This window comes from Kitasatospora sp. NPDC059571 (assembly GCF_042735675.1).
In the GTDB taxonomy this organism is placed as follows: domain Bacteria; phylum Actinomycetota; class Actinomycetes; order Streptomycetales; family Streptomycetaceae; genus Kitasatospora.
The window spans coordinates 1-21,025 of record NZ_JBHWBW010000035.1; the positions used below are offsets into that span (position 1 = coordinate 1).

Consider the following 21,025-nt stretch of genomic DNA (forward strand, 5'->3'; position numbering starts at 1 on the left):
CGTTGGAGTACGAGGCGACCGTGGTGCCGTTGGCGGTCACGGTGAGCTTGTCGTACGCGGTCGAGCCGGTCTCGGCGGTGTCGATGTGCAGCCAGAAGCTGAAGGTCGCCTTGCAGCCGGCCGGGACGGTGACGGTCTGGGAGAGGGTGTCGGTGTGGGTGGAGCCGTAGCCGTTCAGCCAGGCCTTCCAGGAGCCGGAGTGCGCGGCCTCGGAGGAGCTGTTGTCGACGACGCCGCTGCTGGTGGTCCAGGGGGCGGCGCTGCCGGTCTCGAAGCCGGCGTTGCCGAGCAGCTGGGCCGCGGTGCAGCCGGTGGTGCCGCCGATGGTCCAGGTGAAGGTGGCGCTGCCGCTGGCACCGGTGGTGTCGGTGGCGGTGACCGTGACGGTGTAGGTGCCGGCCGCGGTCGGGGTGCCGGTGATCTTGCCGGTCGAGGAGATCGACAGGCCGGTCGGCAGGCCCGAGGCGCTGTAGGTCAGGGTCTGGCCGGAGCCGCTGTCACTGGCGCTGACCTGCAGGCTGACCGCCGTGCCGGTGGTGCCGTTCTGGCTGCCCGGGTTGGTGACGGTGACCGTGTTGCCGGTGCCCGTGCCGGTGCCGAGCAGCGCGTTGGCGAGCGCGTCGCCGACCGGGGTGCCCCAGCCGGTGACCTGGTCGTAGCCGGCCTTGGTGGAGAAGTCCTGGTTCTTGCCGGTGGTGACGTCGTGGAACGTCGTCGAGTAGCTGGAGCTGTTGGCCACCGAGTAGAGCTTCGGGTTGGCCTCGCCGAGGACCGCCTTGCCGGCCGCCTTCGCCTTCTGGTTGTACAGCGCGGTGTAGCCGGACCACAGCGGCGCGGCCGCCGAGGTGCCGCCGTAGACCTGCCAGCCGCCCGCGGTGTAGATCGCGAAGCCGCTCGCCGGGTCGGCGTTGGACGACACGTCCGGGACGGTGCGCATGGTGCCGGTCACGCCGGTCCCGGTCTGCCAGCTCGGCTTCGCGAACTGCGTGGAGGTGCCGCCCCCTGCGGTGCTCCACGCGCTCTCGGACGAGTAGGTGTTGCCGCTGACCTTGAGGTTGGTGCCGCCGACACCCGTGTTGTACGGGCTGGAGGCCGGGAAGTCGACCGCCTTGACGGTGGAGCCGCTGGTCGAGCGGGTGCAGTCGCGGGAGCCGTCGTCGCCGGAGGCCGAGAAGATCGAGATGCCCTGGGCGGCGGCCTGCTTGAAGGAGTTGTTCACCGCGGTCATCGAGGAGGCGGTGGTGTCCGGCTCGCAGGAGCCCCAGGAGATCGAGACGACCGAGACCCGGTTGTCCGACACGATCTTGGCGGCCATGTCGATCTCGCCCTGGTCGCTGTTCGGGGCCTCGTAGACCAGCTGGGTGGCCTTGGGCGCCGCACCGCGGACGATCTCGCTGTCCAGCTCGACCTCGCCCTGGCCGTCGCCGGGCGCCGAGTCGTAGTTGGCGCCGTCGACCGAGACGGTGGAGACCGTGGGGCCGGTCAGCGCGAACTGGCTGTCGTAGGTCTTCAGGTTGGTGGACGAGTAGCCGTCGAACTCCCAGAGCGCCACCGTGGTGCCGGTGCCGTCGGTGCCGAGCTTGCCCAGGTTGTAGGCGCCGTCGTACTGGGCCGGGCCGAAGCCGCTCGGGGTCGCGTGGGGGGTCGACGCGTTCGGCTTGGCGATCCGGGTGGTGCGCACGGTGTGGTTGGACAGGCCGACCAGGCCGCCGACCACGTTCGACAGCTCGCTCGGGATCGAGGCGGCGGCGTCGTTGGCGAAGAAGGTGCGGTTGCCCTGCTGCGGGTCGGTGTAGGTCGACTCGTGGGTGCCGAAGGCCTGGGCGATCTGCGCGGCGGTGCCGGTCAGGTTCACCACCTGGCGGTTGGCGCTGACCGAGGACACCTTCAGGCCCTGGGCCGCGGCGTACGCCCGGACCTGGTCCACGTCGGCCTGGGTCGGGCCGTACGCGGCGTTGAACTGGGCCGGCGTCAGGTAGCGGCCGTACTCGGGCGCACCCGGGGTGCTGAGCGCCGTCAGGAAGCGGTCCAGGTCGGCGGTGTTGCGCAGCTTCAGGCTGACCGCCACCGAGAGCTGCTGGGCGGCGGGAACGTCACCCTGCTTGTGGGAGCGGGCCACCGCGGGGGTCACGGTGTTCGGCAGGGCCACCCGGGGGGCGGCGTTCGGGGTCGGCGCGGCCTGAGCGGTGGTGACACCCAGGGACACCATGGTCAGGGGCAGGACGGCGATGGCCGCGGAAAGGGCGAGCGAGCGGGGTCGCACGGGCTCCTCCGGAGGTGTGGGGCGTTCCGGGTTCGAAAACGCTTGCTCGAATTTCCCAGAGAACTCACAGGAATTGGCCCATGCGCCAGCAATTGGTTCCTAAAGAACAGTCAAGTGTGGATGCGGAATTCATCAACAGAATGGACGCCGATTCATACAGTGAATAACACGCCGGAAACATGGAAGTCGGCGTTAGACTCGATCGCATGGCTGACCCCCGCGACCCGCGCCCGCTGATCGGCGAACCGCTCGCCCTCGATCTGCTGAACACCCGCTGGAACCCGGTCGCACCCAGGGACCTGCTCACCGACCTCGACGGCTACCGGATCTGGCTCTCCTCCGTCGGCCTGGCCGACCGCTGCCCCGCCGACCAGGCATCCCTTGCCGCCGTGCGGACCGTGCGCGACGCCGTCGCCGGCCTGGTGCTGGCCGGCGAGCAGGGCCGCCCGGCCGCGCCGGAGGCCCTCAACGAGGTCCTCGCACACGGCCGGATCCGCCGCACCCTCGGCGCGGACGGCGGCCCGGCCGAGCAGGTCGAGACCGACGGCCCGCAGTGGACGGCCGCCTGGCTCGCTGCCGACAATTACCTCGACCTGCTCCGGCAGGGGGCGCACCGCATCCGCGGGTGCGCGCACGAGGAGTGCATTCTGCACTTTTTCGACACATCCCAGAACGGCCGCCGCCGGTGGTGTTCGATGGCCGCCTGCGGAAACCGCGCCAAAGCCGCCCGCCATTACCGGCGGACGGCCCGGGCGGAAACCGTTTAGTCCTCCGGCCGGCCGAGGACGCGGGTCAGGGCGGTCCGCAGTTCCGCCCGGCTGGGGTCGACCCCGGCCCAGGCCGCGTAGCCGTCCGGGCGCACCAGCAGCACGGTGTCGCGCAGCTTGCCGTGCGGGTTCTCCGGGGCGGCCGTCACCACCCGGTCCGCCCACGGTTCCGCGACCGACAGCTCGTCCGGGCCGACCAGCACCGAACGGCCCGAGCGGAGCGCCTCGTACAGCCGCGACGGCCCGCCCGGCACGTCCACCGCGAGCCGCAGGTCGGGGATCCGACGCCCGGTCAGCGGGTGCGCCTCCGGCTCCGCCGGGTACGAGAAGCCGATCCCGGAGACCGTCTTGGCGCCCAGTCTGGTCAGCGGCGCCAGCCGGTCGGCGGCCGCCGACAGCCCGGCCCGCAGCGCCCGGGTCGGCGCCGACTGCGCCAGCGCCACCCGGATCAGCGCCCCGGAACTGCGCAGCACCGCCCGGCCGACCGGGTGGCGCTCCGTCTGGTACGTGTCCAGCAGCGCGTCCGGCGCCCAGCCGCGGACCGCCGCGACCAGCTTCCAGCTCAGGTTGGCGGCGTCCTGCAGGCCGGTGTTCATGCCCTGGCCGCCGGCCGGGGAGTGGCAGTGCGCCGCGTCGCCGGCCAGGAAGACCCGGCCCGAGCGGTAGGTCGGGACCTGGCGCTCGTCGCTGTGGAAGCGCGACATCCAGCGGGCGTCGTGCAGCCCGTGGTCGGTGCCCAGCACGGTGCGGACCAGCTCGGCGAGCTCGGGGAGCTCCACCGGCGCGCCGTCCGGCAGCCGGCGCTCGCGGTCCCAGGCGATGACCCGGTACCAGCCGTCGCCGAACGGCACCAGGAAGGCGAAGCCCGCCTCCGTGGCGTTGGCCGTCAGGACGCCCTCCGGCTCCCGCTCCAGCCGCACGTCGGCGAGCATCACCGACTCCACCACCGACTCGCCGGGGAAGGGGATCCCGAGCAGGTCGCGGACCGTGCTGTGGACGCCGTCCGTGCCGACCGCGTACTGCGCCCGGTACTCGGCGACCCGGCCGTCCTGGCGGGCCTGCAGCCGCACCCCGGCCGGGTCCTGCCGGAGGTTGACCACCTCCGCGCCGCGCACGATCGTCGCGCCCGCCTTGACCGCCCGCTCCTGGAGCAGCCGCTCGGTGTTCGACTGGGGGGTCACGAGCACGAACGGGAACCGCGTGGGCAGCGCCCCGAGGTCCACCCGCAGCCGGCCGAACAGCCGCAGCGAGGAGACCGGCGTACCGGTCGAGATCAGCTCGTCGGCCAGGCCGCGCGCGTCCAGCTGCTCCAGCGTCCGCGCGTGCACCGCGAACGCCCGGGTCAGGTTCGACTCGGCGGCCCGCTTCTCCAGCACCGTCACCCGCAGGCCGGCGGCGGCCAGGTCACCCGCCAGCAGCAGCCCGGTCGGCCCCGCGCCGACCACCGCGACATCGGACTCCACCCACTCCTGCGCCATCCGCCAACTCCCCACGTCGATCGGGCATCAGGGCCGCGTGCTTTTCAGCCCGCTCTCAGGCTCCCATCATCCCGGGCCCATCAGCGGCTGTGAATCTCCTTTCCATGACAGAGCCCGCAGCCATCCTGGCCGACACCGAACCAGCCGGGGAGAAGGTCCGGACGAGCCTGGTCGAGGTCGTCGTCCCGGTCTACAACGAGGAGCACACGCTCGAGCGGTGCGTCCGCCGCCTGCACGCCTACCTCGGCGAGACCTTCCCCTACCCGTACCGGATCACCATCGCCGACAACGCCTCCACCGACCGGACCTGGGAGGTCGCGACGGCGCTCGCGGACGAGATCGAGCAGGTCACCGCCTTCCACCTGGACCTGAAGGGCCGCGGCCGGGCGCTGCGCCAGGTCTGGGGCAGCAGTGACGCCGACGTGGTCGCCTACATGGACGTGGACCTCTCGACCGGCCTGGAGGCGTTCCTGCCGCTGGTGGCGCCGCTGCTGTCGGGCCACAGCGACCTCGCCATCGGCAGCCGGCTGCACCGCGGTTCCGCGGTGGTCCGCGGGCCCAAGCGGGAGTTCATCTCCCGCACCTACAACTTCCTGCTGCGGGCGACCATGGCGGCCAAGTTCTCCGACGCCCAGTGCGGCTTCAAGGCGGGCCGGGCGTCGGTGGTGCGGCAGCTGCTGGACGAGGTCGAGGACAACGCCTGGTTCTTCGACACCGAGCTGCTGCTGCTCGCCGAACGCTCCGGCCTGCGGATCCACGAGGTGCCGGTCGACTGGGTGGACGACCCGGACAGCCGGGTCGACATCGTGCGGACCGCGCTGGACGACCTGCGGGGGATGGCTCGGGTGGCCCGCCGCTCGCTGTCCGGGGCGGCCCGGATCGAGGTGCCCGAGCGGGTCCGGGAGGCCCGGCTTGCCCCCGGCCTCGGCTGGCAGCTCGCGAGCTTCGCGGTGATCGGCACCCTGTCCACGCTCGCCTACGTCCTGCTCTACCTGGGCCTGCGTCAGATCGGTCCGGCGCTGCTCGCCAACCTCCTCGCGCTCAGCGCCACCGCAGTGGTCAACACGGCCGCCAACCGGCGCTTCACCTTCGGTGTGACGGGACGTCGGGACGCGCTCAAGCACCAGGTCGAGGGCGGGTCGGCCTTCCTGATCGGGCTCGCGCTGAGCAGCGGTGCGATCGCCGTGCTCGGCGGGGGCAGCCATGCCGCCGAGCTGGTGGTGCTGATCGCCGCCAACGCGCTGGCCACCCTGGTGCGGTTCCTGCTGCTGCGGGTGTGGGTGTTCAACCCGCGGCGGAGCCGCTGAGAAAGACGCCGGCGGCCCGCTCCCCTGCCCCCCTGGGAAACGGGCCGCCGGTCGGGTCCGCCGGCTCAGACGTGCCGGCGGATCTCCACCGTCCGGAACCGGCTGGCGACGAACGCGCCGTCGCAGTAGGCCGCGTTGGCGGCCGGGTTGGCACCCGTGCCGTGCAGGTCGGAGAAGGCGGACGTCTGGTTGACGTACACCCCGCCGGTCAGGTTGAGCGACAGCGAGACGCCGGCCTCCAGGCAGGCCTCCACCAGCGCGTCCTCGACCTCGGCGGAGACGGTGTAGCCGCCGACGGTCATGGCGCCGTGCTCGCGGACGCTGCGCAGCAGCAGGTCGATGCCGGCCTGCGGGGACTCGACCGCGACGGCGAAGGCGATCGGGCCGAACAGCTCGCCGAGGAAGGCCGACCGGTCGTCCGGCTTGTCCGCGTCCGCCTTGATCAGGGCGGGGGTGCGGATGACCGCGTTGGGGAACTCCGGCGAGGCCACCGGGCGCGGGGCGAGCGCGAGCTCGCCGAACTCGCCGCCGGCCGCCTGGACGGTCCGCTGGAGCACGCCGGGGTTGACCACCGCGCCGAGGATGGCTGCGGCCCGGGCGTCGTCGGAGAGCAGGCCCTCGACCGCGGCCGACAGGTCGGCGACCACCTCGTCGTAGGACTTCTCGCCGGCCTCGGTGGTGACGCCGGTGCGCGGGATCAGGATGTTCTGCGGGGTGGTGCACATCTGGCCGCTGTACAGCGACAGCGAGAAGGCCAGGTTGTTCAGCATGCCGCGGTAGTCGTCGGTGGAGTCGACCAGCACGGTGTTGACGCCGGCCTTCTCGGTGTAGACGAGCGCCTGGCGGGCGTTCTCCTCCAGCCAGTCGCCGAAGGAGGTCGAGCCGGTGTAGTCGATCACCTTGACCTCGGGGCGGACCGCGAGCACCTGGGCGGCGGTGCCGCCCTCGTGCTCGGCGGCCAGGCAGACCAGGTTGGGGTCGAAGCCGGCCTCGGACAGCACCTCGCGGGCGATCCGAACGGTCAGCGCCAGCGGCAGCACGGCGCGCGGGTGCGGCTTGACCAGCACGCCGTTGCCGGTGGCCAGCGAGGCGAACAGCCCCGGGTAGCCGTTCCAGGTCGGGAAGGTGTTGCAGCCGATCAGCAGCGCGGTGCCGCGCGGCACCACGGTGAACTCCTTGACCATGGCGAGCGGGTCGCGCTTGCCCTGCGGCTTCGTCCAGCGGGCGCTCTGCGGCAGCCGGGTCTGCTCGGCGTACGCGTAGGCGACGGCCTCCAGGCCGCGGTCCTGGGCGTGCGGGCCGCCGGCCTGGAAGGCCATGCCGTAGGCCTGGCCGGTGGTGTGCATGACCGCGTGCGCGAACTCGTGCGAGCGGGCGTTGATCCGGGCGAGGATCTCCAGGCAGACCGCCGCGCGGGCCGCTGGGCCGGCCGCCGCCCACGCCGGGCGGGCCGCCTCCACCGCGGCGATCAGCGCGTCCGGGTCGCCGTGCGGGTAGCTCACGCCCAGCTCGACGCCGTACGGGGAGGCCTCGCCGCTCACCAGGTCGCCGGTGGCGGGCTGCCCGTCCAGCGCGAACACCGTGCCGAGCAGGGCGTCGAACGCGGCCTTGCCGTCCGCGGCGCCGGACTCGCCGTACGCCTTCGGGAACTCCGGGTAGGGCGACCAGTAGTCGCGGTCGGCGATCGCGGCGAGCGCGCGGTCGAGGGTCTCCTGGTGCCGTTCGACGAGCTCGGTGACCGACGGGGTGGGGGTCGCAGCAGCCATGGTGCGCTCCTCAGCGGGGGCGGACGGTAACACGCCTCAGCGTAACCGAACGATCGGTCGGGGCAAGACCCCCTCGGCCGGTTCGTCGGCCCGATGTGGAAGCATCGGAGCGCACCGCGCACCGCAGGGGGCGGACACGCGCGGCGGCTCGGGGGAAGGGGCGGACGTGTCGATCGAACTTCCGGACGAACTCGTCTGGGTGATGAACCTGCTCGGCCTGAACTGGCCCGACGTCGACGAGGACGAACTGCGGGAGTGGGCCTCGCACGTCCGCGAATTCGCCGCCGGCCTCCAGGAGGCCCACGACGGCACCCACGCGATGGTGCAGGGCCTCGCCGAGGCCTACCAGGGCGCCTCGTACGAGGCCCTCGTGGAGCGCTGGGGCCGGGCCTCCAAGGAGCACATGACGGTGCTCATCGACTGCTGCGGTGTGCTCGCCACCGGTCTGGAGATCGCTGCCGACGGCGTCGTGGTGGCCAAGGGCGCGGTGATCGCGGAACTGGTCGCGATGGCCGCCGAGTTCGCCGCCGAACAGGCGGCGGCCGTCGCCACCCTCGGCCTCGCCGAGGCGGCCAACGTGGTGATCATCGAGGCCGGCAAGCGCGTGGTGAACGCCATCCTCGACCAGATCGAGCAGGAGATCATCGGACAGCTCACGTCCATGGCGGTCGAACCCTTCCAGGCCGCGATCGAACAGGCCGTGTCGGGCCTGGTCTTCGAGGGTGTCGAGGCGGCCCTGGGAGGCGCGGCATGAGCGACGGCTTCCGGGCGCACCCGGACCGCCTCGGCGAGGCGGCCAAGAAGGCCCACGAGCACGCGGACAAGGTGGAGGCCCACTCGCGGAAGCTCGACGCGGCCACCCGGGGCCGCGTGCTGGGACGCGGTCCGCTCGGCCGGGTTGTCGAGAAGTCCGTTCGTCCGGTCATCGATTCGATGATCACCGACATGTCCAAGGCGATGGCGAAGGGCCACCGATCGCTCGGGCAGGGCCTGGAGATCACCAAGAAGAACCTCGACGACGCCGAGCGCGCCGTGCAGAAGGGGTTGCGTGAGGGCGGTTCCTCCCTGCCCGGGAGCGGGGTCGACCTGAAGCCCGGCCAGTCGGTGCCCGGGCGTCAGGGCCTGCGGGAGTTGTACAAGCGGCGCGTCGAGCAGCGGGTGGACGAGATCGACGGCCAGGGCCACGCCGTCGGCCGGCACCTGCGCGTCACCGACCAGCAGCTCAAGGACCGCCTCGGGGTGCCGGTCATGCAGGGCCCCCAGGGTGCGCAGTACGTGGCGAAGGAGCGCAAGACCGGCTACGTGGTCTCCACGAACAAGATCGACCCGCTGCACGGCCCCGACGCCAAGACCAGGCTTCCCGAGCCCAATCGGTACTACGATGCCGAGAAGGCACCGAACAAGCACATCTGTGGAACCCATTCCACGGCGTTTTCCGACAGCGAGTCGTTCGTCCATGCCGAGGCGCACGCCCGCAGTCGTCTGAATCCGGCCGATCCGGGTCCGCAGACCATTTTGTTCTCCCCCAGTGAGGCCTGGGGCCCAGGGGGTCATCTCGGGCGGATGCGCGGCTACTTCATCGACCCCGACCATCCGCTCGATCCCGGAGGGGCCGTGAATTACCGGGAGGTCGACTTCACCGGGGCGAGGATCAGGGCGATCTACCACCCGGACGGCAAGGGTGGGCACAAGTTGCACACGATGTTCCCCGAGCCCCAGTACAAGCACAACAGGCCGCGGCACTAGCCGGGCATGCTTCACTCTTCACCCGGGAAAGGGGTATCGCATCGTGGGATGGACGGCCTGGGATATTCCTGGATGGCGCGAGGATCCCGATCTGCGCGACTTCTACAAGAATGCCCTGCATCCGGAAATGATTGCGGACATCGAGCTCTACCGGGCCCGGTCCGTCGAGAGCGGTGCGCACGCGGATCGGCTGCGCCGGAGCTTGGAGTACCTGCTCGAGGAGCGGCCGGCAACCACGGGCGATTGGTGGAGCATCACTCGCTTCACTTTCCTCACCGAGGACAACCTCTACGGTTACCTCCAGGAGTTGTACGCGTACCTCTACGGCGACCGGACGGACCCACCGCCGGCGCCCGAGTACTGACCGCCTCTCGAATCGACGTCCAGGAACAAGGAATCCAGCAGCATGCCGCTTCGCGACGAACTGCCGCCCCGTACCGGGCCGTGGGCCACCCGCTTCGACTCGGAGGAGGCTCTGGTCCGGGCCGATGACGCACTTCGGGCGGCCGCACTGCGGGACCACGATCTGACGCCGATCCTCTCGTTCGAGGCGGTGTACGGCCCGGACATGCTGGTGAGGGCTGCGCAGGCGACGGCGATCGGCATCAACCCCGAGGAGCCGTACACGCCCGACGGTGAGATCAACTACGTGCGCGGCGACTTCTTCACCCGGGCGCTGGTGTACGGGGTCTACCGCCCGGCCGACGGTGTCGGCCCGAGCGGGCCCGAGGGCGACGAGCAGTTGTGGAGCACCACGCTCTATCCCTACCCGGGCGGGGCCGTCGATCCGACCACCGTCCCGCTGGCCGAACTCGGCCTGGACGCGTCGGGGGTGGACCGGCGGTTCGTGCACTTCTGCGCGGCGGCCCTCGGGGTCGAGGCGGTGGACGACCTCGGCGAGCTGCAGGCGAACTTCGCCGGTGCCTGGCCCGACTACCGGGAGACGATCCGTGCCGGTCTGCTCCACGTCGTGCAGAACCGTCCGATCCCCGTCGAGCAGTGGTCCGCTCTGACCTATGTCTCCTTCCCGGACCAGCAGGAGCTGACGCAGTACCTGGCCCAGGTCTACGCCTACCTCTACGACGGCTTCCCGGCGATGCCGGTCGCGCCGAACTGAGGGGTGGGACGGCAGGCGCGGTCGCCATACCGGGTTGGACCGAGAGCACGCGGGTGCGGGAGTTCTTCACCGTCCTGAGGGCGCCGTCGGGAATGGCCGGTGTGGCTGCTTGGCCATGCCGTGGCCGGTGACGGCACCAGGGAGGGCGCCCGGCTGCGGGGGACCGGATATCAGTTCTCCGGCGAGGCGCTGCTGTACGGCTTCCTCGGTGAGGTGCGCGCCTTCTTCTACGAGGGTGGGGAAGCCAGTCGGAACGCGGTCGAGGCGGACGACCTGCCGGACTTGTTGGACCGGCCGCTGCCGTGGTTCGGCCGGTGGCATGCCAGGTACTCCTCGGACCGGGCGTCGGACCGGGCGGTGGCGGCACTCAGGATGGCCGCCTCCGAGCGCCGCGACCTTGCTCCTGTGCTGCGGTTCGAGAGGGTGTACGGACCCGGGGACGCCTCCCGGGGACAGGCGGTGGCCCGCGGCATCTGGCCCGTGGGCCCGCCGGCGGCGGACGGGACGTCCGCGTTCGAGCAGGCTCCGATGGATGCCGCCGCCCTCGCCCCCGCAGTGTTCCACCCGGCCGACGGGCGGCGAGGGCGGGAGAACAGCCTGCTCTGGGCGGCTCCGCGACCGGAGATCGACCCGGCCAGCTTGCCTCTCGCCGACACTAGCTGGCCGAGGTGCACGCCTACCTGTTCCGGCCGTATCCGGCGATGCTCCGGGTGCGGGGCGGCGGGCCCGCCGGCCTACGGGATGCCCAGTTCGAAGATCACGAAGCCGGCGTACCAGCCGGAGGCGATCGCGGCGGTGCCGAGGACAACGGCCAGCGCCGGGAGTGACAGCCGGCGCAGGCCGAGGGCCAGCGGGACGGTGAGCGGGAAGAGCGGCAGGACGAAGCGGGACAGCGTGCCGAACATCTGCTGGCTGCCCAGGGTCACCACCAGCGAGGCGAGGGTGTAGATCACCAGCACCAGCGGCGGGCGGCGGGCGAGGAAGGGCGCCAGCAGGCACGGCAGGGCGAACAGCACCAGGACCGCGACCAGGTCCTCGGTCGGGTACGGGTAGAGGTAGTGGTTCTCGCCGACCAGGATGTTCGAGACCGCGCTCCAGGTGTAGCTGCCCCAGTCGAAGAAGTGCAGCCAGCCGCCGCGCTGCAGGGTGAGGTAGCCGTCCCAGTGGCCCATCCGCCAGCCGACCCAGCCGATGTAGCCGAAGAACGCCAGCGACGGCAGGACGATCGCGGCCAGCGGGCCGGCGACCCCGTCGCGGCGGCGGTACAGCGCGACCATGGCGGCGATGGCCACGCCCGCGATCAGCGACATCGAGGCGGGCCGGCTGAGGGCGGCCGCGAAGGTGACCAGGGCGGCGTTCGGCCACTGCCGGGTGATCGTGAAGTAGCAGGCCCAGGCCGCGAGCGCGACGAACAGCGACTCCGAGTAGACCGCCCAGGTGACGCCGGACCCGGGGAAGACGGCCCACAGCGCCGCCGCGACGACACCGGTGCGGTGGCCGCCCAGCTGCGCCGCCACCGCGTAGATCCCGGCCGCCGCGACGAACGAGGACAGCACGGACACCAGCATCCCGGCGCCGTAGGTGCCGAGGCCGGTGGTGTCGGATATCAGCCGGATCAGGCCCGGGTAGAGCGGGAAGAACGCGGAGTTGTCCTGCTGGATGGTGAAGAAGCCGCCGGTGTCCGGGAGCAGTTTCGGGTGGTACCCGGCCTGGGCGACGTTCTGGTACCACCAGCCGTCCCAGCCGCCGAGGACGTCCCAGGGGTGGGCCCCGCCGCCGAACCGCGGGTTCTGGGTGCGGAACTTCCCGGAGGAGTCGAGCAGCCCCATGAAGACCGCGAACCCCAGCAGCTTCAGGCTGCCGAACAGCACGAGGGCCGGACCGAAGCGGGCCGCGGCCCGCCGGCCGGCGCCGTCCGCGGGCTCCGTCGGCCGCACGCCCGGGGGCGGGACGGACCCCTCCGTCATCGGTCGGTGTGCGATGGTCACCGGGACTGCCCTTCGCCGCGTTCCTGCGCCGTCCTGTGCCGGGTTGGCTCCGCGGAATCCTAGGCCCCGTCCCGCGGCGGCCGACAGCCAGGTTTCGCACGGTGGGACGGCGCCGGCCGCTCCCCCGCCGCCGAAAGAGCTCCCCGGCTGATCACGCCGTGCTGTCCCGGGGATACTCGTCCGTATGGCCGAGAACTCCACCCGCACCGCGTACACCGCCGACACGCTGCTCGCCGTGACGGTCAGGGTCTTCAACGAGCGCGGGTACGACGGCACCTCGATGGAGGACCTGTCGCGGGCTGCCGGGATCTCCAAGTCGTCGATCTACCACCACGTCCGCGGCAAGGAGGAGCTGCTGCGGCTGGCCGTCGGTCGGGCGCTGGACGCATTGTTCGCGATCCTGGAGGAGCCGGCGGCGGTCACCGGCCGGCCGGTGGACCGACTGGAGCACGTGGTGCGCCGCACCGCCGAGGTGCTGATCGACGAGCTTCCGTACGTGACGCTGCTGCTGCGGGTGCGCGGCAACACCGCGACCGAGGAGTGGGCGCTGGAGCGCCGCCGGGACTTCGACCACCGCGTGGCGGAGCTGGTGAAGGCCGCCGCCGCCGAGGGCGAGCTGCGCCCGGACGTCGAGCCGCGGCTGGCCACCCGGCTGCTCTTCGGGATGATCAACTCGATCGCCGAGTGGTACCGGCCGGGGAGCCGGACCGCGGACGGCGTCGCCGAGGCGGTCGTCCACCTCGCCTTCGACGGCCTGCGCGCCGAGCCGTAGGACCCCTCCCGTCCCGCCCCCGGGCACGCTAGGCGTCCGGGGGCACCTGGTCGGTCTCGTCGAAGACCAGCAGGGTCTGGGTGGCCAGCACGTCCGGGATGGCCTGGATGCTGCCCAGGACCAGTTCCCGCAGGGCCCGGTTGTCCGCGGTGTGGACCAGCATGAGGACATCGAACTCGCCGCCGACCAGCGCGATGTGGGCCACCCCCGGCAGCAGGAGGAGCTGCTCGCGCACGGCTCGCCAGGAGTTCTGGACGATCTTCATGGTGATGTACGCGGACGCGCCCTGTCCGGCCTTCTCGTGGTCCACCCGCGCGGTGAAGCCGCGGATGACGCCGTCGTCGACCATCCTGGAGATCCGGGCGTAGGCGTTCGCCCGGGACACGTGCACCCGCTCGGCCACCGAGCGGATGGAAGCGCGGCCGTCCTGCCGCAGCAGCCGCAGGATCGCACGGTCGACACGGTCGAGCCTGGACGTCTGTTCAGCCGACACGGCCCCCCACCCTCCCTCATTGGACACGCTGCCTCCAGTCGATCGCCGTTCGGGCCGTTTGTCCACCACTCTGTCGCAGATATGGTCAGGATGACCAGACAACCGAACAATCGGTAGGGAGCCCCCACTACACCGGAGGTGCCCGAGATGACCGTTCTCGACCACAGACACCAGGCAGCCGCCGTACCCGGCTGGCTCCCTGGTGCCACCGGCCCGCGGACCGACCCCGCACCGCTGCTCCCGGACGACTCCCCCGTCCGGGTCCTGGGCACCCCCGCCCTGGAGAAGACCGACCCCGCGCTGCTGCGCGAGCTGTACCGCCGCCTGGTCGTCGGCCGCCGCTACAACCAGCAGGCCACCACCCTCACCAAGCAGGGCCGGCTCGCCGTCTACCCGGCCACCACCGGCCAGGAGGCCTGCGAGGTCGCCGCCGCGATGGCCCTGCGGGAGCAGGACTGGCTGTTCCCGAGCTACCGCGACACCCTCGCCGTGGTCGCCCGCGGCGTGGACCCGCTGGAGGCCCTCACCCTGCTGCGCGGCAACGCCCACACCGGCTACGACCCGCGCGCCACCCGCACCGCCCCGCTCTCCACCCCGCTCGCCACCCAGGCCCCGCACGCGGTGGGCCTGGCGCACGCGGCCCGGCTGGCCGGCGACCCGGTGGTCGCGCTCGCCATGCTCGGCGACGGCGGCACCAGCGAGGGCGACTTCCACGAGGCGCTGAACTTCGCCGCCGTGCTGCACGCCCCGGTCGTCTTCCTGGTCCAGAACAACGGGTACGCGATCTCCGTGCCGCTGAGCCAGCAGTCCGCCGCGCCGAGCCTGGCCCACAAGGCCGTCGGCTACGGCATGCCCGGCCGGCTGGTCGACGGCAACGACGCCCCCGCCGTGCACGCCGTCCTCACCGAGGCCTTCGACCGCGCCCGCAGCGGCGGCGGCCCGACCCTCGTCGAGGCGCTCACCTACCGCATCGAGGCGCACACCAACGCCGACGACGCCACCCGCTACCGGCAGGACGACGAGGTCGCCGCCTGGCGCGAGCACGACCCGATCCTGCTGATGGAGCGCCACCTGCGGCCGCTCGGCATCCTCGACGACGCGCTCGTCCAGGAGGCCGCCGACGAGGCCGAGGCGCTGGCCGCCCGGATGCGCGCGGAGTTCCACGCCGACCCGGAGCTCGACCCGATGTCGCTGTTCGCGCACGTCTACGCGGAGCCCACGCCGCAGCTGCGCGAGCAGGCCGCCCAGCTCGCCGCCGAACTGGCCGCCGAGGCCGAGGTGCACCACTGATGACCACAGCTGTCTCCGCCCGCACCAGCACCATGGCGCAGGCGCTCAACGCGGCGCTGCGCGACTCCATGCAGGCCGACCCGACCGTCCACGTGATGGGTGAGGACGTCGGCAGGCTCGGCGGGGTCTTCCGGATCACCGACGGCCTGACCGCCGAGTTCGGCCCGGACCGCTGCCTGGACACCCCGCTCGCCGAGGCCGGCATCCTCGGCACCGCGGTCGGCATGGCCATGTACGGCCTGCGCCCGGTCGTCGAGATGCAGTTCGACGCCTTCGCCTACCCGGCGCTGGAGCAGCTGTTCTCGCACGTCGCCAAGATGCGCAACCGCACCGCCGGCAAGCTCCCGCTGCCGATCACCGTCCGCGTCCCGTACGGCGGCGGCATCGGCGGCGTCGAGCACCACAGCGACTCCTCCGAGGCGTACTACGCCCAGACCCCGGGCCTGCACGTGGTCACCCCGGCCACCGTCCACGACGCCTACGGGCTGCTCCGCGAGGCGATCGCCTCCGACGACCCGGTGGTCTTCCTGGAGCCCAAGCGCCTCTACTGGGGCAAGGCCGAGTGGGACCCGGCCGCGCCGGTCGAGCCGATCGGCAGGGCCGTGCTGCGCCGCACCGGCCGCTCCGCCGTGCTGATCACCTACGGCCCCTCGCTGCCGGTCTGCCTGGAGGCCGCCGAGGCGGCGAAGGCCGAGGGCTGGGACCTCGCGGTCCTCGACCTGCGGTCGCTGGTGCCGTTCGACGAGGAGACGGCCTGTGAGATCGTCCGCTCGGTCGGCCGCGCCGTCGTCGTCCACGAGGCGACCGGCTTCGCCGGCCCGGGCGCGGAGATCGCCGCCCGGCTCACCGAGAAGTGCTTCCACCACCTGGCCGCGCCCGTCCTGCGGGTGACCGGCTTCGACATCCCGTACCCGGCACCGATGCTGGAGCACCACCACCTGCCCGGGGTGGACCGGATCCTGGACGCGGTCGCCCGGCTGCAGTGGGAGGAGTGACGATGATGCCCGTCGTCCGCGAGTTCACCCTGCCCGATCTCGGCGAGGGCCTCACCGGGGCCGAGGTCGTGCGGTGGATGGTCGAGGTCGGCGAGGTCATCGCCGTCGACCAGCCGGTGGTCGAGGTGGAGACCGCCAAGGCCGTGGTGGAGGTGCCCTGCCCGTACGGCGGGGTGGTGACCGCACTGTTCGGTGCGGTCGGCGAGGAGGTGCCGGTCGGCGCCCCGCTGGTGACCGTGGCCGTCGCGCCCGGCGACGACCTCCCGGGCGCCCTCGGCGAGCCGGTGGAGCGCCCGCTGGTCGGCTACGGCGTCGTGGAGAGCTCCGGTGCTCGGCGCCGCCGGGTGCGGTCCGGGGCTGCTGCCCAGGCCCCCGTCGGGTCGGCCCCGGCGCCCGCGGCCCCGGCGGCCGTCCCGGTGCCGGCGCCGGCGGCCCCCGTCGCGGCGGTGCCCGCGGTGATCCCGGTGATCTCGCCGCTGGTGCGGCGCCTCGCCCGGGAGCACGGCATCGACCTGGCCGGGCTGTCCGGCAGCGGCCCGGACGGGCTGATCATGCGGGCCGACGTGGAGCGCGCCGTCGCCGCCGGGAGTGCCCCGGCCGTCGCCGCTGCCCCGGCCGCCGTCGCCGCACCCGCCGGGGACGCCGAGGTGATCCCGCTGCGCGGGCTGCGCCGCACCATCGCGGAGAAGCTCGGCCGCAGCCACCGGGAGATCCCCGCGGCGACCTGCTGGGTGGACGCCGACGCCACCGCCCTCATGGAGCTGCGCAAGCAGCTGAACCTGGCGCCCGGCCCGAAGGTGAGCGTGCTGGCACTGCTCGCCCGGATCTGCACCGTAGCGCTGGCTCGCTTCCCCGAGCTCAACTCCAGCGTCTCCGCCGATGGTTCGGAGATCATCCGGCACCGTGCGGTGCACCTCGGGTTCGCCGCCCAGAGCGAGCGCGGCCTGGTCGTCCCGGTCGTCCGCGGCGCCCAGTCGCTCGGCACCGAGCAACTCGGCACCGAGCTGGCCCGGTTGACCGAGTCGGCGCGGTCGGGATCGCTCACTCCCGCCGAACTGACCGGCGGCACCTTCACGCTGAACAACTACGGCGTGTTCGGTGTGGACGGCTCCACGCCGATCCTCAACCACCCGGAGGCGGCGATGCTCGGCGTCGGCCGCATCACCCCCAAGCCGTGGGTGTTCGAGGGCGAGCTGGCCGTCCGGCAGGTGACCCAGCTGTCGTTCACCTTCGACCACCGGGTGTGCGACGGCGGTACCGCGGGCGGGTTCCTGCGGTTCGTCGCGGACTGCGTCGAACAGCCGGGGATGCTGCTGCGGCAGCTCTGACCCCCTCCGGCACCCTCGCGGGTGTCGCCCTGTGCCACCGTCCGGATGCGGACGGTGGCACAGGTTGCGTGAGCGTAGCGTGCGCATCGGGTGCCTGTCCGGGGTTCTGACGATTCGTCGGATCAACTGGCCGGGCATGCCAATCTGCTGAAGGCGTCGTGAAGACAGGCCAGCCAGATGTGGCTGCAGGGCGACCGGAAGCGGAAACGATTCTCTTGGGTACTCGTCATCTCGCATTGAAGGCACGTCCACTCAGGGTCAGGGCCGGGGCGGGAGCCACCGGTCCGGCCGCCGTCCCCGGGCTCCCCCCGGCGTCGGCGAGCGCCTCGGCGTCGTCGCCGGGCACCCCCGGGCAGTCCGTCCGGGAACAGCCCGGCCCGGCCGGGCCGCCCGCGGCCGCGCTCGATGCCGGGCCCGTTCCGGCCGGCGCCGCCGACGATGCGCCGGACCCCCCCCCCGGGGCGCCGGAGGCGGTGCCGGGCGGCCCGGCGGCCGGTGCGAGCGGCCGGTCGGCCGAGGAGACCCCCGCCGTCCCGATCCCGGAGCGCCCGAGCGTGCCGCCGCGGATCCCGGCGCCCAGCCGGCCGGACGACGCCCCGGGCGCCGCCGACGGCCCCGCCCCGCTGCCCCGGCCGCTGTTCACCGCCGCGCCCGGCCTCAACTGGACCGGTCCGGGCGACAGCTGGACGCACGCCTGGGCGTCCGGCGGCGCGGCCCAGGAGCCGTCCCGTCCGGCACTGCCCGCCCGCACCTCGGTGCTGCCGCCCGGCGCTGCGCCGGACCCGGCGGACATGCCGCCCACCCCGCGGGACGTCGAGCTGATCCGCGCCAGCCTCGCGGTGGTCGAACCCGTCGCCGACCGGGCCACCGCGCACTTCTACGCCCTGATCTTCGTGCACCACCCCGAGGTGCGGGCGCTCTTCCCCGCGGCGATGGACGTCCAGCGCGACCGGCTGTTCCGCGCCCTGCTGACCGCCGCCCGCAACGCCCACGACCCGGCCGCGCTGACCGAGTACCTCGCCGCGCTCGGCCGCGGCCACCGCAAGTACGGCACGCTGGCCGGGCACTACGGACCGGTGGGGGAGTGCCTGGTGGCGGCGCTCGCCAAGTACGCCGGGAACCGCTGGGACGCCGCCACCGAACTGGCCTGGCGCCGGGTGTACGGCCTGGTCTCCCGGATCATGGTCGACGCTGCCGAGGAGGCCGCGCAGGGCTCGCCCGCCTGGTGGCAGGCGGAGGTCGTCGCGCGGGAGCAGAGCACCCCGGACGTCGCCGTGCTCACCCTCCGCCCGGACCAGCCCTACCCGTACCGGGCCGGGCAGTACGCGAGCGTCGAGACGCCCTGGTGGCCGCGGGTGTGGCGGCACTTCTCGTTCGGCTGCGCGCCGCGCCCGGACGGGCTGCTGACCTTCCACGTCAAGGCGGTCCAGGCGGGCTGGGTGAGCACCGCGCTGGTCCGCCGGGCGGCCCCGGGCGACGTGCTGCGGCTCGGGCCGGCGGCCGGCGGGATGACCGCCGACCGCGCCCGTGGCAACGGCCTGCTCTGCCTCGGCGGGGGTACCGGCATCGCGCCGATCACCGCCCTGGTCGAGGAGATCGCCGAGAGCGGGGCGGACGGCCGGCGGGTGCAGGTGTACTACGGCGCCAGACAGGCGTCCGAGCTCTACGGGCTGCCGGCGCTTCGCACACTGGCGGACCGTCACCGCTGGCTCACGGTGCATCCGGTGGTGTCCGACCGGAGGGTGGCGCCGGGCGAGGCGCTGGCCGGCGAGCTGCCGGAGGTGGTGGCCAGGTACGCGCCGTGGCACGGCCACGACGCGTTCCTCAGCGGGCCGCCGGCGATGGTGCGCCGGGGAACGGCGCTCCTGCAGCAGGCGGGCGTCCCGGCCGACCGTATCCACCACGACCTGGTCGGCGACCTCGCCGCGGGCTAGGCGCCCCCGGTCGGCGACCTCGCCGCGGGCCGGACGCCCCTGCGGCGCGGGTGCCGCGGGCCGCGCCCCGGGGCCCGAGCGCGCCCCGGCGGGTCAGCCCAGGTCGGGCGCGAGCAGGGCGCGGACGCCCTCGATGTTGGCGGCCAGATAGGCGCGCAGGCTGGGCGGCACGACGTTCACCGAGGTCACGCCCTCGCGGGTGAACGGCAGCCGGACGACCTCGTACTCGCCGTTCGGCTCCTCCACCTCGGGCCCGTGCCGGCGGCTGAGGTCCATCGAGGTGAGCCGGCAGACGAAGAAGTGCGAGACCTTCACCCCGTGCGGGTGGGCGGGGGTGCCGTCGTCGTGGTGGGAGTGCGAGACGGTGTCGACGAAGGCGGGCACCACGTCCTCGACCTTGCCGCCGAGCTCCTCGTCGATCTCGCGGTGCAGTGCCTCGACCACCGTCCGGTCGCCGGCCTCCACGCCGCCGCCGGGGGTGATCCAGTACGGGTGCGCGGCGCCCGGCCTGACCCGTCGGATCAGCACGATGTCGGCCGGGCCGTGTGGATCGGCCGGATCCACCTCCAGCAGGATGGCCCGGGCGGTGCGCTTGACGACGGGGCGGACGGGGACGGCCATGGCCACCTCCGGGGGGCGCGGGGTTGTGCGGGATTCTCCCGCGCCGGGGTGCGAATGAAACTCGCACACGTGGGCGAACAGGGGGAAATCACTGGGCCGAACGGCTGATTTGCGGCCGCCCTGCGTGTCCCGGGGGGCCTCGCCGCCCGACCGGTTGGATCTTCCAATCCAAGGTGATCGACAACGTCCCGGAAGAGTGTTCCGCGTGAGGCGTTCGAACGCCTTTGAATCAAAGCCCAATAGCCATCTGTACTGACCGTAATGATTGCAGCCCGATGGCCCCTGTGCTGCAATGGCCGCCAGTCGGGCAGGCGGAGCGGAGTGCTCCGGACGCCCACCCGCGCACTCACCGGGAACGGGGGCCAGAGGCTGTGGAGCGGTTCCGACAACCCACGCTGATCACCTCCGTGCAGCGCGCCCTGCGCCTCCTGGAGGAGGTCGGCCGGTACCGGTACGGCGCCACCGCCAAGCAGCTCGCCCGGGCCACCGGGCTCGCCCTCGGCACCACCTACCACCTGCTGCGCACTCTGGCCCACGAGGGCTACCTGGTCCGTGACGAGGGCCGCTACCACTACGGCGAGGCCGCTGCCGGGATCGGCCGCGCCGACCGCCGGCAGCGGGCCCGCCGACAGCTCGGCGAGCGGATGGCCGCGATCGCCGACGAGCTGGACGCCGCCGTCTACCTCGCGGTCTACGAGGACGGCGAGGTGCGGGTGCCCGAGGTGGTGTCCGGACCGGGCCGCCCGGCCGTCGCCGAGTGGGCCGACTTCCGGGCCACCGCGCACGCCCACGCGATCGGCCTCTGCCTGCTCTCCCAGCTCGGCGACGCCGAGCGCCGCGACCACCTCGACCGGCATCCGCCCGAGGCGGTCACCCCGTTCACCGTGGCCGAGCCCGCCGCGGTGCTGCGCCGGCTCGAGGCCGTCGCCGCCGTCAACCGGGTCAGCGAGCGCCAGGAGTACGCGCTCGGCTCGGTGTGCGCGGCCGTGCCGCTCGCGGTCGGCGGCACCGTCGCCGCCGTGGCGCTCTCGCTGCCGCTGCGGCACGCGGGACGGCTCGCCGCCGCCGCCGAACGGCTGCGGGTGCAGATCGGTGCGATGGCGCCGGTGCTCGCCCTCTGACGAGCGGTCCGCCGCTCACCATGTGAAAAAACACGGCTT

General features: G+C 72.9%; 18 protein-coding genes. 12 read left to right on the forward strand and 6 right to left on the reverse strand.

Features of this window, described 5'->3' with window-relative positions; all coding sequences use genetic code 11:
- Positions 1 to 2,263: protease pro-enzyme activation domain-containing protein (locus ACFV0G_RS06810; protein WP_380542745.1), on the reverse strand; the 2,263-nt coding region annotated here is incomplete at its 3' end.
- Positions 2,264 to 2,469: 206 nt separating this feature from the next.
- Between ACFV0G_RS06810 and ACFV0G_RS06815 the strand changes: the two genes are divergently transcribed.
- Positions 2,470 to 3,030, forward strand: a complete 561-nt coding sequence (locus tag ACFV0G_RS06815; RefSeq protein ID WP_380542748.1) for a CGNR zinc finger domain-containing protein — start codon at positions 2,470 to 2,472, stop codon at positions 3,028 to 3,030.
- Here the strand turns inward: ACFV0G_RS06815 and ACFV0G_RS06820 are convergent.
- A complete protein-coding gene (locus ACFV0G_RS06820; RefSeq protein WP_380542751.1) occupies positions 3,027 to 4,508 on the reverse strand; it encodes an FAD-dependent monooxygenase in 1,482 nt (493 codons plus the stop codon). The genes ACFV0G_RS06815 and ACFV0G_RS06820 overlap by 4 nt on opposite strands.
- Before the next feature lie 104 nt (positions 4,509 to 4,612).
- On the opposite strand from ACFV0G_RS06820, the gene ACFV0G_RS06825 reads away from it, so the two are divergent.
- Positions 4,613 to 5,815: a glycosyltransferase gene (locus ACFV0G_RS06825; RefSeq protein WP_380542754.1), complete on the forward strand. Its 1,203-nt coding sequence runs from the start codon at positions 4,613 to 4,615 to the stop codon at positions 5,813 to 5,815.
- A 65-nt stretch (positions 5,816 to 5,880) separates the two neighbouring features.
- On the opposite strand, the gene paaN is transcribed toward ACFV0G_RS06825, so the two are convergent.
- Positions 5,881 to 7,581, reverse strand: coding sequence for a phenylacetic acid degradation protein PaaN (paaN, locus tag ACFV0G_RS06830; protein WP_380542757.1), 1,701 nt, complete (start codon positions 7,579 to 7,581; stop codon positions 5,881 to 5,883).
- Positions 7,582 to 7,747: 166 nt separating this feature from the next.
- Between paaN and ACFV0G_RS06835 the strand changes: the two genes are divergently transcribed.
- The 4 genes from ACFV0G_RS06835 (at position 7,748) to ACFV0G_RS06850 (ending at position 10,444) form a co-directional block, all read left to right on the forward strand.
- Positions 7,748 to 8,335: a hypothetical protein gene (locus tag ACFV0G_RS06835; RefSeq protein WP_380542760.1), complete on the forward strand. Its 588-nt coding sequence runs from the start codon at positions 7,748 to 7,750 to the stop codon at positions 8,333 to 8,335.
- The gene (locus ACFV0G_RS06840; protein WP_380542763.1) at positions 8,332 to 9,327 is read left to right on the forward strand and encodes a hypothetical protein; all 996 of its coding nucleotides are present in this window, start codon (positions 8,332 to 8,334) and stop codon (positions 9,325 to 9,327) included. Before ACFV0G_RS06835 ends, ACFV0G_RS06840 begins: the two co-directional genes overlap by 4 nt.
- Before the next feature lie 127 nt (positions 9,328 to 9,454).
- The gene (locus tag ACFV0G_RS06845) at positions 9,455 to 9,691 is read left to right on the forward strand and encodes a hypothetical protein (protein ID WP_380542766.1); all 237 of its coding nucleotides are present in this window, start codon (positions 9,455 to 9,457) and stop codon (positions 9,689 to 9,691) included.
- A 42-nt stretch (positions 9,692 to 9,733) separates the two neighbouring features.
- Positions 9,734 to 10,444 carry a hypothetical protein gene (locus tag ACFV0G_RS06850; protein WP_380542769.1) on the forward strand — a complete coding sequence of 237 codons (711 nt, stop codon included), beginning with the start codon at positions 9,734 to 9,736 and terminating at the stop codon, positions 10,442 to 10,444.
- Positions 10,445 to 11,178: 734 nt separating this feature from the next.
- On the opposite strand, the gene ACFV0G_RS06855 is transcribed toward ACFV0G_RS06850, so the two are convergent.
- Entirely contained in the window at positions 11,179 to 12,411 is a 1,233-nt protein-coding gene (locus ACFV0G_RS06855) for a hypothetical protein (protein WP_380542772.1), read from the reverse strand.
- Positions 12,412 to 12,616: 205 nt separating this feature from the next.
- Between ACFV0G_RS06855 and ACFV0G_RS06860 the strand changes: the two genes are divergently transcribed.
- Positions 12,617 to 13,204, forward strand: a complete 588-nt coding sequence (locus ACFV0G_RS06860) for a TetR/AcrR family transcriptional regulator (protein WP_380542775.1) — start codon at positions 12,617 to 12,619, stop codon at positions 13,202 to 13,204.
- 28 nt (positions 13,205 to 13,232) lie between these two features.
- Here ACFV0G_RS06860 and ACFV0G_RS06865 read toward each other — a convergent pair whose 3' ends face one another.
- A complete protein-coding gene (locus tag ACFV0G_RS06865; protein ID WP_380542778.1) occupies positions 13,233 to 13,697 on the reverse strand; it encodes an Lrp/AsnC family transcriptional regulator in 465 nt (154 codons plus the stop codon).
- A 147-nt stretch (positions 13,698 to 13,844) separates the two neighbouring features.
- Between ACFV0G_RS06865 and pdhA the strand changes: the two genes are divergently transcribed.
- The 4 genes from pdhA to ACFV0G_RS06885 all read left to right on the forward strand — a co-directional run bounded on the left by pdhA (position 13,845) and on the right by ACFV0G_RS06885 (position 19,244).
- Positions 13,845 to 14,987: a pyruvate dehydrogenase (acetyl-transferring) E1 component subunit alpha gene (pdhA, locus tag ACFV0G_RS06870; protein ID WP_380542781.1), complete on the forward strand. Its 1,143-nt coding sequence runs from the start codon at positions 13,845 to 13,847 to the stop codon at positions 14,985 to 14,987.
- Entirely contained in the window at positions 14,987 to 15,982 is a 996-nt protein-coding gene (locus ACFV0G_RS06875) for an alpha-ketoacid dehydrogenase subunit beta (protein WP_380542784.1), read from the forward strand. The genes pdhA and ACFV0G_RS06875 overlap by 1 nt, the downstream gene beginning before the upstream one ends.
- A gap of 5 nt (positions 15,983 to 15,987) precedes the next feature.
- Complete coding sequence (locus tag ACFV0G_RS06880; protein WP_380542835.1) at positions 15,988 to 17,310, forward strand: dihydrolipoamide acetyltransferase family protein; 1,323 nt, start codon at positions 15,988 to 15,990, stop codon at positions 17,308 to 17,310.
- 236 nt (positions 17,311 to 17,546) lie between these two features.
- The gene (locus tag ACFV0G_RS06885) at positions 17,547 to 19,244 is read left to right on the forward strand and encodes a globin domain-containing protein (RefSeq protein WP_380542787.1); all 1,698 of its coding nucleotides are present in this window, start codon (positions 17,547 to 17,549) and stop codon (positions 19,242 to 19,244) included.
- Between the two features lie 93 nt (positions 19,245 to 19,337).
- Here the strand turns inward: ACFV0G_RS06885 and ACFV0G_RS06890 are convergent, their stop codons facing one another.
- Positions 19,338 to 19,865, reverse strand: coding sequence for an NUDIX domain-containing protein (locus ACFV0G_RS06890; RefSeq protein WP_380542790.1), 528 nt, complete (start codon positions 19,863 to 19,865; stop codon positions 19,338 to 19,340).
- 371 nt (positions 19,866 to 20,236) lie between these two features.
- Here ACFV0G_RS06890 and ACFV0G_RS06895 point away from each other — a divergent pair, with 371 nt between their 5' ends.
- On the forward strand, positions 20,237 to 20,986 hold the full coding sequence (locus ACFV0G_RS06895; RefSeq protein ID WP_380542793.1) for an IclR family transcriptional regulator: 750 nt from the start codon (positions 20,237 to 20,239) through the stop codon (positions 20,984 to 20,986).
- Positions 20,987 to 21,025 lie beyond the last annotated feature (39 nt).